This window comes from Desulfoscipio sp. XC116, from assembly GCF_039851975.1.
Lineage (GTDB): Bacteria > Bacillota > Desulfotomaculia > Desulfotomaculales > Desulfallaceae > Sporotomaculum.
Window position 1 is genome coordinate 3,889,525 of record NZ_CP156660.1, and the last position, 13,064, is coordinate 3,902,588.

Sequence of the window (13,064 nt, forward strand, 5' to 3'; positions counted from 1 at the left end):
ATCTAGCATTTTTGTTCAAAGTAACTCAGCTGACACTTTTCCGAAAGGCTGCAGAAATCGCAATGGGTTTTGCCATGAAAGTCGGGCAGGTTGTAACCCGCTCCAATAACCATAGCCAATGATTTACGGGGCAGCATTAAGCTGGAGTCCGTCAGGTGCAGGCCAATTTGTTCCGCCGGAAGAAAATAAAAGATCGTTTGCATATCTCCCAAAGACGGCCAGTACGAATGCCCGGGCCCCATGGGAAAGGTAGTCTTTAAACCTGCGGCACGGCAATGCTTCTTTATCTTTTGCATGGCTGAGATGCCGCTTTTCACAATGTATGCCGTCCCGGCTGTATCCAAAACAAAAGCTTCCAGTGTTTTTCCGGCTTTGCTGTAATATTGCTCACGCCGATCTAAAGCGTTCCCGATAGTCATAGCGTATAAGATTAACTTATCTGCTTTTCCCGCTATAGTTGCAAGAAGGCGGCTGGTTAGCTTCCGGCCACCTTCCAAAAAAAGCTCCCGCACCCCGGCCCCCTGTATATCCACCTCCCGCCAAATGATAGTCGGGCGAGCCAACAGGGCCGCTTCCGCCAATACCTGCCTGTATAATTCAACTGTAACGGGGCGGGGAGAACGTTTGCCGTAATCAGCTCCCTGGGCCTGAAAAATATTTTCCACTGTCACATCCGGCAAATCCAATTCCCAAATAATTGGCTCTGTCATTGCTTTACTGCCACCTTTTTGCCTTTTGGGGCTAAATTTCAAGTACCGCTGCATGCTATGGGGCTAAAAGTATGTGTTCCTGGCAAAAATACCGTTAAATCCGGGATAACTGCCCAGCTCCACGAATTCAACAAATTCGGCAATTTGTGCCGCCTTACGGTATTCACTTGACGAAAGCAAGGCCAATTTAGCCCCTGTACCGGCGGCATTGCCGATCATTTTAATTTTATTTTCCAGTTCCGGCGGAATCAGTCCGATTACACAGGCGCTGCGCGGGTTCAAATAATTGCCGAAGGCCCCGGCCAGCAGCACTTCCCGAATATCGCCCGGTCCAATGCCCAAGGTTTCCATCAGCACCCTGATACCTGCCGCTATGGCGCCTTTAGCCAGCTGCAATTCCCTTATATCACTCTGGGTAATCATAACCGGCCTGCCGTGGCCGGTTTTATCCGCGCCCGCCAGTAAAAATGCCGACTGCCCCTCCTGCTCAACCAAACGATCTTTCAACTCGGCCGCGGCATTTGTTAATTGATCTCGGGGCAATAATTTACCCCGCTTATTAATTATACCCAGCTCCAGCAAACCGGCCACCGCATCCAGCAAGGCGGAACCGCAAATACCCAATGGGCGGCCTCCCCCGATCACCGAATAGGCCAGTCCCGCCTCGAATCGCACATGATCAATAGCCCCGGCGGCCCCCCGCATGCCGCCGCTTATCTGGGCACCCTCAAAAGCAGGCCCGGCCGCGGCGGAGCAGGCCGCCATCCTTTCCCTTGATCCCAGAGCAATCTCCCCGTTAGTACCGATATCTATTACCAGCTTGATATCTTGACTCTTGTTTAATTCCGTGGCTAATAGCACCGCCGAGGTATCCGCTCCGACAAAACCCGCGATATTCGGCAGCATAAAAATTTTGCCGGACGGGTTAATGTCGATATTTAAATCGCGGGCACCGGTCACCAGGGGTTCGCTAACGGCCGAAACGTAGGGTGATACCGCAATGTTCCGAGGGTTGACGCCCAAAAAAAGATGGTGCATGCAGGTGTTGGCGGCAATGGACACGCCATAAACCTGTTCTCTGCCGACCCCGGCTTTTCCCGCCGCTTCTCCGATTAGCTTGTTAACAGCTTCCAGCACCGCTTTATGAAGCTTATCAAGACCGCCATCCTCCCGGTTGGCAAAGTTGATGCGGGAAATAACATCCGCGCCGAACCTGGTTTGCGGATTAAGCATGGATACCGCACACAACTCCTTCCCGGAATAAAGATCCAGCAGATAACCCACTATGGTGGTGGTGCCAATATCCAAGGCCATACCCAGCATAGCGGCCGTGGTATCATGCTCCTCTATGCCCGCCGCTTCCGAGCCGTGCATTACCACGGTAAGGCAATGATCCGCCCTGCGCATGGTTTCCGGCAGCCGGCGCAGCAGGGCAACCGGTATATCCAAATGCGCCGTGCCATAGCCATATTGGGCCAGGCTATCCTTAAGGCGGCGCCAATCCGAACGCTGAGCGCTTAATGACGGTTTTTCTACATTAACAAATATCTTTTTTAAATGCGGTTCAATCCGGCAGTTCCTTTCCCCGGAGGCCATTAAAACATTGTGTTCCAGCCTTTGGGGAAGTTCTACGGACATATGGCCGTGCACTTTGGCCGCACAAGCCAGGCGTGTGCCGGCGCTCAGCTCCCGCGGCCCCAGAATTTCCCGCTCGGCGGCGGTCGGCCCGCCTGCTCCCGATAAGACCCGCACCCGGCATTTTCCGCACTTTCCCCGGCCTCCGCATGGAAAATCAAAATCAATACCGGCCTTGTCCATAGCCTCCATAATAGTACTGGCTGCCGACACTTCCACAGCCGCGTCCCCGGGCTGAAAGACTACTGTATATTCCTTCAAGGCAAAATCCCCCCGCAACGATAAGCAGTCTTAGGAAAACCTGCCGACTGCTCAAAAAAATTAAACTGCACCGGCCATGATGCAGCTTTGCAACGACTACTGACTAATTCCCCGCAGCTTGATATAGTCGCCACGGTAATAAGTGACGCCCAAACCCATGGGTTTGTTTGCACTGTTATATAATTTCTGCTCTATAACCAACAAAGCCAGCTCATGGTAAATATTTAAGTGCCTTTTTATATCCTCGTCAGGTACCGCGGCACAAATCGATAAATCTTTCCGAAGCGCAAAAAGCGGCACGCTCTTGGACAGCATTTCAGGGAAAGTAGCCTGCTCAATTTCTTTTTCAACAATAGGCATTCCCTTTTGATAAAGCAGGTATTTTATGTCGTAGGCCACGGGGATACCGTCAGTGTAAAACAGCCTGCGAATCATAATTACATTTTTATTTCTGGTTATCTGCAGTTCACCGGCCAGCTTGTCATCAGGCATAATGATATTTACTTCCAAAAGCTTGGATTTATCCACACTGTTAATTGAGTTATTCATCTCATCATAGTAAATGGTATATTTGTTAAGCTCAGGCTTTTGGACAAAATTACCCTTCCCGGGGATGGAATAAATGTACCCTTCATTGGTTAAAATGGCCAAACCTCTTCTAACAGTCATCCGGCTGGCTCCATATTCTTCACCCAACGTCTTTTCAGAAGCAATGGCATCACCCGGTTTTAGCGCTGCGCGGTTGATCTTTTGCCTAATATCTTCGACAATTCTCATATAAACCGGACTAACCATTAGCTGATTCTCCCACCCATTTCTTGCAAATCTTTACCCCCACCGAGGCATCGTTGGAAAAACCATCCGCGCCTATATACATGGAAGTCTCTTTAGTAAGATGGTTGCCGCCCACAATAATCTTAACTTTGTCCCTAAGCCCGGCCTCCCCAAAAGCGGTTACTACTTCCTTCATTGTTTCTACGGTGTTGGTTAATACGCCGCTAAGCCCCAAAATATCCGGATGATATTCAGTAATTTTTTTTACAAACGATTCCTTGGGGACATCCACCCCGAGGTCAACAACCTCGAAACCGTTGGCTTCCAACATGCCCCTTATGATATCCTTGCCAATATCATGAATATCACCTTTTACAGTGCCCAAAACAACTTTGCCTATTTTATTAATATGGCTGGCATGAAAATGGGCTGTCATTTGGTCCAATTCCAGCACTTGCCTAAAGATAAGCCCGGCCATGATTAAATCGGCTATATAGTATTCTTTATTTTCGTAAAGCTTACCCACCCGGTTCATACCCTCGTTAACCAGATCCAGCAGGTACAGTGGTTCCATGCCCCCATTAAGCAACTCGCCGGCCGTTTTAAGCACTTTTTCTTCGTCCAGCTGTTCCACCCACTTAATTAACAACTGCTCCCCTTCACTTGAGCCTTTCACTTTTATTTCAACCCCCAAAGCCCTTCAGCATATTAATAAAAATAAACCCGCTCTGTTGCGTCATGTGACCATATCTAGCGCCGATGCTCTCAAGCGGGGAGATCCCCGCTTAAGTCCACCTGTTAGCTGATTGTTAAAACATAATACCCGGCGCCGCTTAGTATTTACCGGATCAGTATTATATCCCGCCTTGGACAAACTGCCGTGCCGACACATCCTGTGCCGGCCCAAAGTGACTGATATCCACTTTGCCGCCTTTGGGAATCACACAAAAGCCCTGCTCATACGGCCCTGTAAACAGTTTTTTTAGGAACCGGAGGCCGCCTTCGGCCACCACAAGCTGCAGACCGGTGTTTTGGGCCAGTTCCCGTACCTTATCCAGACAGCCCTGCACATGATAAGCTCCGGTATCAATAAGCATAAAATACCGGTAATGTTTAAGCATTACATCAAACAGCCGTTGAGTCCTTTTTTCACCATAGCGGTATATACAACCATATACTAAACTATCTTAAATTTAGTATGGCTTTTTGTCAACTCGGAAGCCGTTTCATTCTTGTTGAAGAGCTATTGAAGCAAGTTCTGAAATTCAGGGGGGAGATTCAACTCCCCCTGAATTTCAGAACTGCAAAATACATAACTTAGTTGGCGCTGTACTCCCATCTATGGAAGTAGAATACTATTACAGCAGCAGGTATATTACAAATTCAAACATCATATCTTCGTAGCTTTGCATTTTGGGAGCCATTACCCCGGCTTGCTTGTCCTCTATTTCCGGGTGCTGCGCTTTGTATTCTTCCCAGGTTTTATAATACTTGGTATTCATCTTTGCACTCATTTACACAACCCCCTAATAATTAGCATTGGCAGCTACATAATCCAACACCGCGCGCGCGTTTTCCACGTTGATGCTATCCAGCGTAACCGGTGATTTATCAAAATCAAAGAAGTACCTGCCGCCCGGCGCCAGTATATCGATAAGTTCTTTGGCTTTATCAATACACTGCTGTTTGGTCCCGGTTTTTAACAATGAAATGGGATAGAAACCGGATATGATATGTTTTTTACCCAGCTTTTCCTTAACCAGTTTGGGATCACCGTATTCAAATCTCATGATGGTGTTCTCCGGCAGCTCATAAAGGTGGTCAAGATAGCGCATCCAGTCCTGCTCAACAAAAAGATTTGACGGATACCCGGCCTCGGCCAACGCATCAACCAGTTTCTTAAAGGTTGGCCAGTAGAATCTTTCAAAATCAGAAGTGCGCATGAATGGCGCCATATGCAGTGGTATAAAGGTAGCATTGTATTTGGATGGCGGAACCGGCGGCAGGCCTTTTTTAATCATGATGGGGACAGCGGCTTCCGCGGCTGCTTCCACTTTATCGGGTATCCTTCTTATATCAGTTGAGATACCTTTAAAACCCCTTAACTGGTCGGCCACGAAATCCAGCGGAGCTTCGGTAAATCCGGCAAAAAAGTTCACTTCGCCATAACCGTATTTTTGAATTAATCTTCCATAGACCATCAGCGCATTGCCCATCTCATCGTAAAAAGCTTTAAAAGCTTTGGCCATGGTCAATGCTTTGGTATTGACATCAGTGTTCAGTTCAGTGTATATGCGGGGCAATATCTTTTCCACTATACAATTGTAGGGAGAAGCAATAAAATCATCGTAATCTTCTTGGGCCATACCTTCAATTTCCGGGTGCTGCAAAAAGCCGCCGGATCCCATGACAAAGTTCCTTGCCCCCAACAGCTTATAAAAAGAAGGAAATCTAAAAGCGTTTACCGGCAATAAATCTGAGAAGAAGTCCTGACATACTTTATCAAATGTTTCTTCCAAATCAGAGGTATCCCACTGTGCTTCGGCCAAATCTTTTCCCGCATACTTAATGGCGAATTCAATGGGAAAGCCCATCATAACAGGTACTCTCTTGGGTATTTTGCCGTCTACCAAATCATGAAACAATTGGGTTCTCTCCCGGGTCAGAGCATTGGTATCGGTCATTTAACTCACCCACCCTCGACATATTTTTACGCCTTCCGCGGCGTTGGTTGTAAACGCGTCTGCGCCAATCATTTGACATGCTTGCTCCGTAACGGGGTTTCCGCCGATAATCACTTTCACCTCATCGCGCAGCCCCGCTTCCCTAAGCGCATCCACCGTGTTTTTCATGGAATCCAGGGCCAGTGTGAGCACACCGCTCATACCCAGTATTTCCGGCTTAATTTCTTTAATTTTAGCTATAAATGCGCCGGCCGGCACATCAATGCCCAGGTCATATACTTCAAAGCCGGCTGCCTCCGACATGCTCTTAAAAATATTTTTACCAATGTCATGCAAATCGCCCTCCACTGTGGCCAGGACAATTTTACCTGTCTTGCCGCTGCTTTCAGCACTCATAACCGGTTTTAAAATTTCAAGAGCCGAATTCAACAATTCCCCGGCAAATATTAAGTCACCCACAAAATATTCCTTAGTATCGAACAAGTTGCCCACAATAGCCATACCTTTTTGACAAGCGCTTACCACCGCCTCGGTTTCTTCACTGCCGGGATTAGTGGCGACAAATTCCTTTAGCATGTCTAATACCTTGGGCTCGTCGAGATCTCCCACCGCTTTGGTTAATGCCTGCATGTCCAACATAAAATCCGTCCTCCTTTAATGTTTGTTCGCGAATCAGTCTGTCCTAAAGCAATCGGTTTAGTTATGTCCGCTTCTGTCCGGGCCGATTTTATTTTTTCGATAAGCGTTGGCAAAGTTCCGGCAGTACCTGTCACGGCCCAGCAATGCCTCGGTAGCTAAAAGAGTGGTTAAAATATCCCTGTTGCAGGGGTCCAGGATAGCGGAGTCCATACCCGCATAGGCCGCAACAGTCAAAAAATGCTGGTTGATGATTTTTCTCAAAGGCATACCAAAAGAAATATTGCTTAAACCTGAAGTTACTTTAATCGTGGGATACACTTCTTTTACCGCTTTCAAGGTCTCGATAAAGTTTAAAAGGGACTGGTTATCGGCTGATATAGCCATTACCAGCGGGTCGATATGAATCCTGTCGGGAGTGATATCGTACCGTCGGGCCTTTTGCACCATTATTTTGGTTATCTCAACTCTGGTTTGCACATCGGACGGAATACCCTTTTGATCACAAGTTAGGGCGATCACCTGCCACCGGGTGTCCCGGATCATAGGATAAATTATTTCACATTTATCGCCTTCTTCGGATACCGAGTTAATAATACCGGGTGCTTTGGCATACTTAAAAACTTGTTCAATAGCCCTGGGATTGGGACTGTCAATACACAGCGGTGTATCAACGGCAGCTTGTACAATTTCCATCAGCCATTTTAAAGTTTGCACTTCAAACTCCGGCGCTGTACCGGCACATACATCTATATAGTCAGCGCCTGCCTCAACCTGCTTGACAGCCAGATCGCGGATAAATTGTGCATCCTTATTTTCGATAGCTTTTTTTACGCCCGGAATGGTTCCGTTGATTTTTTCCCCAATAATTATCAATTGCGAACATTCCCTCCTTTTGTAACCGCATGCTCATGTTCTTACATGTATATACATGTGTATTTACATATATACTATCATCTGTATTCTCTTTGTCAATAGTTAACTATCCAGACAAATAAAAATTTTTTGTTTATTGGCTTTTAAAGGGAAAAGCAGCTCTACCGCAGAAAATAACCTGCAAGTTATATTGCTATGCTAAGGTGGAAACTGCTCCAAGTTCAAAAAGAAAGGTGCGTGGGGAAGATCTTTTGGTTTTACATGTTGCTGATCAGCTTATCAGCGTTTCCCTTAACACTAATTGCCACTATTATATTCTTTATTAAGAGGGATCCGGTTTGGAAAAAATGGCTTATCGGTTTTCTAATAACAGCCGCTGCCCTGCTTATTACCATTATCGCTTATCCGGTCCCCGACCATCCGACATTTCTCTAAAGCACGGACACCCGGCCGCATGGAACGATCATCTAATAGGCCATTGTTTAATTGACACCATAAAGATAAGCACTTATAATTAGCATACCGACTGGTCGGTACTTGCTGTCCAATATCAGCACTTATATCTGCAAGGAGAATATTGAAAATTATGAACACTCGGGAACAAATACTGCATTCCGCCGTACAATTATTTGGCACCAAAGGATATCACGCCACTTCCATACAAGACATTTGTCAGCTCGCGGGAGTCAGCAAAGGGGCTGTTTTTCACTACTTTAGCAATAAAATCGAGTTATTATTTGAAATTCACGAAGTAATCATAGATATCTTATTAACCCAATACGAGAGCGTATTAAAGAATGATCAAACCAATTCGGCCGTTAAATTGCGCCAATTAATAAATATATCAGTTGAACTAATGGTTAAATATAAACCCTACATAGCGGTACTATTTCGTGAATACAAAAATTTACAAGACCATTACTATACAATTACCAAAGACAAGCGCGACAGGTGCGAAGCTATTGTTACGGAGGTTATTAAACAAGGAATGCTTAATGGAGAATTTCGCCGCGATTTGGAGTTTTCCATATTAGCCAAGTTATTTTTCGGCATATGCAATTGGACATATGTGTGGTTAAATCCCGAAGGGATGCTTACACCCCAACAAATATCCGATAATATTTGGAAATTATTCATTGGAGGTTTGGCCGCCGGCGCCCAATAACCGGGCAGGCCCTAATTTATGCAGCCAAAGCGAAAGGGGAATGAACATGAGAACAAGAGAGCAGTACATTGAAAGGTTAGGCAAGATGAACCGCAACCTCTACTGCAACGGAGAAACAATTGACAGGCTGGATGAACGTCAGCAAGGTGCCATAAACGTTATGGGCCTCACCTTTGACGCGGTCTGGGACCCTCAAGGCCGGGACCTCTGCACCGCAACCTCGCATCTCACCGGAGAGACTATCAACCGTTTCAATCATATTCACCAAAACCCGGAAGACCTGCACAAAAAGCAAGACATGACCCGTTTTCTCTGCAACAAGGTTGGCCAGTGCATCCAGCGCTGCATGGGCATTGACGCCGCCAACGCCATTCATACGGTTTCCTTTGAGGCGCAGAAGTCCCCCAAGGCGAAAACCGCTTACCACGATAACTGGCTAAAGTGGCTGGAACGCTTCCAAAGAGAAGACCTGGTGGCCAGCTGTGCGCAAACCGACGTTAAAGGTGAACGACTGAAGCGGCCGTCCGAACAAACCGACCCCGACATGTATGTGCGCGTGGTGGAAGAACGGAGCGACGGTATCATCGTCCGCGGTTCCAAAGTCCATATCTCGGAAGCATCTATTTCCGACGAGATATTGGTAGTGCCGAACCGGGCTTTGAAAAAAGGTGAGGAGACCTACGCCCTGTGCTTCGCGGTCCCTTCAGATTACGAAGGGGTAAAGCAGGTGGTCCACTTCCACAACTACCGCAAGCGCGACCACTATCAGAGGGGGATTGACATAGGCTTCACGGACTCTTATGTCATTTTTGACGACTGCTTTATTCCCTGGGAACGCGTATTTTTGTGCGGAGAAACCATCCACGGCGGTATAGCGGCCTTGCTGTTTGCCCTGTTCCACCGGCATTCCTATTCCGGGTGCAAACCCGCCATGCTGGACTATGTTATCGGCCTGGCTGCCCTGGCTGCCGAAATAAACGGCATTGAAAAGACTCCGCACGTGCGTGAAATGCTATCCAAGCTGATCATGACCGGCGAGTTGGGCTATGCGGCCGGTTATACGGCATCCGCCATGGGTAAACCGGTGGTATATATGCCCGGCATGGGCAACGTTCCTTATGGACCGGGCAACTGCATACCTCATTCCATCTACGCCAACGTGGGCAGGTGCCTGACCGGCGAGGCCGTGTTCCACGAGCAAGAAATACTATGCAACATTGCCGGCGGCATGCCCGCGACCTTCCCGTTTGAAAAGGATCTGGCCAATCCGGAAACCAAAGCACTGCTGGAGAAATATCTCAACCGGAATCCCAAAATACCCATTGAGGATCAAATTAAGTTCTGGCTTAGTTTTGTTGACTTCACTTTATCCGGCTCCGCGGGCTCGGCTACCTATGGCGCATACCACGGCGGCGGCTCTCCGATTATGGAGCAAATCGCCATCACCAGTCAGTACGACATCGAGTCCAAAAAGGACATCGTCAGAGCAATCGCCGGCATGTCACCCGGGAAGAAGTAGCGCAGCAAACCGATCTCAGTATGCTAACAATACCAATATGAGATTACCACGCCATTTTCATTACCCACAATGACGGACCGGAACTTTGGTTTTCATATCTTTGTAAGCCTGCCTCCGGCAGCACGGTATGTACATCTGTTATATATTTTGCAAGGGACCTGCCAACAGCAAGTCCCTTTTCCTGTGGGATAATTTACCATACCCGTTAACAAGGCGCTCTCAGTATTACAGCGAAAAGTATAGTTCACCAAACTATTGAGATAGACTTGCAGCCACCTAAGCGCACTAAAGTATGCCACTTTAAATAACCGGTACCGTTTAGCCGGCGCCAGGTGTTGATAGTTTGAATCTTAAATTTTCGCCTTTCAACACCCGGCACTCATCAAAGCGACGGAAGCTTTCCCAAAAGTAATTTTCGCCGTAATATTAGGTTATTTGCCCGACCATTAAACAAGAACCGCCCGCCGGTCACCCGCTTGTCACTTTAAATTTTCAGGATTTAAACCTTCAAGCCGCTTTAATGTAAATCTGCCGTCCTTTCTTATCAGCACATCATCAAAATAGATCTCCCCGCCGCCATAAGCAGGTGTTTGGATACAGACCAAATCCCAGTGTATAGCGGATTTATTGCCATTAAAACAGCTGTCGTATGAACTCCCCGGAGTGAAGTGGAAAGAGCCGGAGATCTTCTCATCAAATAAAATATCTTTCATGGGGGTAGTAATATATGGGTTAACACCCAGAGCAAACTCGCCGACATACCTGGCCCCTTCATCAGTATCCAAAACCTTGTTGATCCGCTCCGCATCATTGGCCACCGCTTTGACAATTCTACCATTACTGAATTCAAGCCTGATATGCTCGTAAACAAACCCCTGGAACTGAGACGGCGTGTTATAGGTTATATAACCGTTTACCGAATCTTTAACCGGCGCCGAGTAAACCTCGCCGTCCGGAATGTTTCTTTTCCCCGCACATTTAATGGCCGGCAGCCCCTTGACAGAGAAATTCAGATCAGTGTCACGCCCCACGATTCTAACCCTGTCGGTACGGTTCATTAATTCAACCAGCGGGTCCATAGCCCTGGACATGCGGGCATAATCCAGATTACATACATTAAAATAATATTCTTCGAAGGCCTCTGTGCTGCTGCCGGCCTGTTGAGCCATGGACGGTGACGGATATCTTAAGATCACCCATTTTGTTTTGGCTACCCTGATTTTTTCGTGCACGGTTTGGAAAAAAAATTTATTGTATAAATCCATCTTATCCGCGGGCACATCCGATAGCTCGGCACTGTTATCCCCCGACCGAAGACCGATATAGGCATCCATTTCATTCATCCTGGCCGCCTCGTGCCGGGCACGCATTTTAACCTGGTCTTCTCCCGCTCCCAACAGCCAGGCTCGTTCAACAGAGCTGTCCTTGATCGAAACAAAGGGCACACCGCCGGCCCGGTATGCCTCTTTAATCAGTTCCTTGACTAACGGCGCCTCAAAACCCGTATTTTCTATCAAAATTTTTTCTCCGCGCTGTAATGCGCAGGAATACCGGATAAGGTTTTGAGCAAGTGCAGTAATTCTCGGATCAACCATAAAAAAACCTCCCTCAATCTAAAATATTATATTACGCCTATTACTATAGCAAAAGTATAGCTTATCGAACTTTAAGATGGGTTTGCCGCTCCTCGCCGCAGTGGAGTGCACTGCCTCAATAACGGTGCCGTTTAACTGGCGCCAGGTGTTGAAAGTTGGAGATCCTGGATTTTGAACTTCCAACACCTGGCGCCTATCAAGACGGCGAAAACTTTGCTCCAAAACTAATTTACGCTGTAGTTCTATTATATTACCGCAAATCATAGGCGGCGCTTGTCTTTTACCCGCCATGCCCGGATTGTTTCCGGCCCCCGGAACATAGACGATAAAAATTGTTGGATAATACTAGTTTAACCTATATAATTTGTTGAAGCGATATTTTTACGCATTAAAATAGAACGAGAGGTGGGAAAAAATGCCGAGAAAAGCACCCGGCACTTTATGAGGCTGGGCAATTCCTTACTTATCCAGGCCAGGTTGGAGGCTAGGCTGAGGGAATTAACCATCCTACGGATGGCCACTCTTTGCCGCTCACATTACGAATGGTATCGGCATGAAAGCATAACCAGGCAGGTGGGGTACCAATAAGCAAATCGCTATACCCCAGCGCAGACACCACATTTTTGCCCGTCGATCTCCGGTAAACAGGACAAACAATTATATTGTCGAACAATCAATTAATATAATATTGGTGGGTGGTAATTATGAAGGCCAAAGATATAATGGTTCATCCTCCTCTTGTACTCAAAGGGTCCACTTCTGTTGCCACAGCGTTAAAGTCCCTGGTTTGTCAGGATGAGGATGGCGCGGTTGTTGTTGACAGTAACGACAATTTTACAGGCATGGTTTCAACGAAAGACTTGGCCGGGGCCTTGGCAAACAGGGAAAGCCCGCATGGATCACTGGAAGGGTACACTAAAAGTGATCACTCCGCAGTATCACCTGATATCGACATAAAGGAACTGACGGGCAGGGGCCCGTGGGCCGTGGTTTATGATAGACGAGTGAAAGGCATCATAACCCGCAATATGCTTAACGAGCGTCTTTTGGCCAAAAGCATAAAAAAGGCGGAAAAGCTGGAAGCAATAATTAATTCCTCCTTATTTGTCTTGTTTCTTGGGTTGATTATACTAAACTCAACTTTCACAGAACAAAAACCCCCTTCAGGCTAGGCACAGCCTGAATTAAAGAACATTAATTACTTATGTT

At 47.1% G+C, this 13,064-nt stretch carries 13 protein-coding genes; 3 read left to right on the forward strand and 10 right to left on the reverse strand.

The features are described 5' to 3' along the window. Positions 1–2 precede the first annotated feature (2 nt). The 9 genes from ABDB91_RS18195 to ABDB91_RS18235 form a co-directional block, all read right to left on the reverse strand. Positions 3–710: a Vitamin B12 dependent methionine synthase activation subunit gene (locus ABDB91_RS18195; protein WP_347489131.1), complete on the reverse strand. Its 708-nt coding sequence runs from the start codon at positions 708–710 to the stop codon at positions 3–5. Positions 711–773: 63 nt separating this feature from the next. Continuing rightward, positions 774–2,606, reverse strand: coding sequence for an ASKHA domain-containing protein (locus ABDB91_RS18200; RefSeq protein WP_347489133.1), 1,833 nt, complete (start codon positions 2,604–2,606; stop codon positions 774–776). Between the two features lie 96 nt (positions 2,607–2,702). Then, on the reverse strand, positions 2,703–3,401 hold the full coding sequence (locus ABDB91_RS18205) for a GntR family transcriptional regulator (protein ID WP_347489134.1): 699 nt from the start codon (positions 3,399–3,401) through the stop codon (positions 2,703–2,705). After that, positions 3,394–4,056 (reverse strand): cobalamin-dependent protein, encoded by a 663-nt coding sequence (locus ABDB91_RS18210; protein ID WP_347489135.1) that lies wholly within the window; start codon positions 4,054–4,056, stop codon positions 3,394–3,396. Before ABDB91_RS18210 ends, ABDB91_RS18205 begins: the two co-directional genes overlap by 8 nt. 178 nt (positions 4,057–4,234) lie before the next feature. Then, positions 4,235–4,546: a DUF1638 domain-containing protein gene (locus ABDB91_RS18215; protein WP_347491658.1), complete on the reverse strand. Its 312-nt coding sequence runs from the start codon at positions 4,544–4,546 to the stop codon at positions 4,235–4,237. 192 nt (positions 4,547–4,738) lie between these two features. Continuing rightward, positions 4,739–4,894, reverse strand: coding sequence for a hypothetical protein (locus tag ABDB91_RS18220; RefSeq protein WP_347491678.1), 156 nt, complete (start codon positions 4,892–4,894; stop codon positions 4,739–4,741). A 12-nt stretch (positions 4,895–4,906) separates the two neighbouring features. Further along, the gene (locus ABDB91_RS18225; RefSeq protein ID WP_347489136.1) at positions 4,907–6,064 is read right to left on the reverse strand and encodes a uroporphyrinogen decarboxylase; all 1,158 of its coding nucleotides are present in this window, start codon (positions 6,062–6,064) and stop codon (positions 4,907–4,909) included. After that, the gene (locus ABDB91_RS18230; RefSeq protein ID WP_347489137.1) at positions 6,065–6,703 is read right to left on the reverse strand and encodes a cobalamin-dependent protein; all 639 of its coding nucleotides are present in this window, start codon (positions 6,701–6,703) and stop codon (positions 6,065–6,067) included. A gap of 57 nt (positions 6,704–6,760) precedes the next feature. Then, a complete protein-coding gene (locus ABDB91_RS18235) occupies positions 6,761–7,576 on the reverse strand; it encodes a methyltetrahydrofolate cobalamin methyltransferase (RefSeq protein WP_347489138.1) in 816 nt (271 codons plus the stop codon). A gap of 586 nt (positions 7,577–8,162) precedes the next feature. On the opposite strand from ABDB91_RS18235, the gene ABDB91_RS18240 reads away from it, so the two are divergent. After that, positions 8,163–8,741: a TetR/AcrR family transcriptional regulator gene (locus ABDB91_RS18240; RefSeq protein WP_347489140.1), complete on the forward strand. Its 579-nt coding sequence runs from the start codon at positions 8,163–8,165 to the stop codon at positions 8,739–8,741. Between the two features lie 46 nt (positions 8,742–8,787). Continuing rightward, a complete protein-coding gene (locus tag ABDB91_RS18245; RefSeq protein WP_347489141.1) occupies positions 8,788–10,260 on the forward strand; it encodes a 4-hydroxyphenylacetate 3-hydroxylase N-terminal domain-containing protein in 1,473 nt (490 codons plus the stop codon). A gap of 479 nt (positions 10,261–10,739) precedes the next feature. Here ABDB91_RS18245 and ABDB91_RS18250 read toward each other — a convergent pair whose 3' ends face one another. Beyond that, on the reverse strand, positions 10,740–11,855 hold the full coding sequence (locus ABDB91_RS18250; RefSeq protein WP_347489143.1) for an aminopeptidase: 1,116 nt from the start codon (positions 11,853–11,855) through the stop codon (positions 10,740–10,742). A 704-nt stretch (positions 11,856–12,559) separates the two neighbouring features. On the opposite strand from ABDB91_RS18250, the gene ABDB91_RS18255 reads away from it, so the two are divergent. Further along, complete coding sequence (locus tag ABDB91_RS18255; RefSeq protein ID WP_347489144.1) at positions 12,560–13,027, forward strand: CBS domain-containing protein; 468 nt, start codon at positions 12,560–12,562, stop codon at positions 13,025–13,027. Positions 13,028–13,064 lie beyond the last annotated feature (37 nt).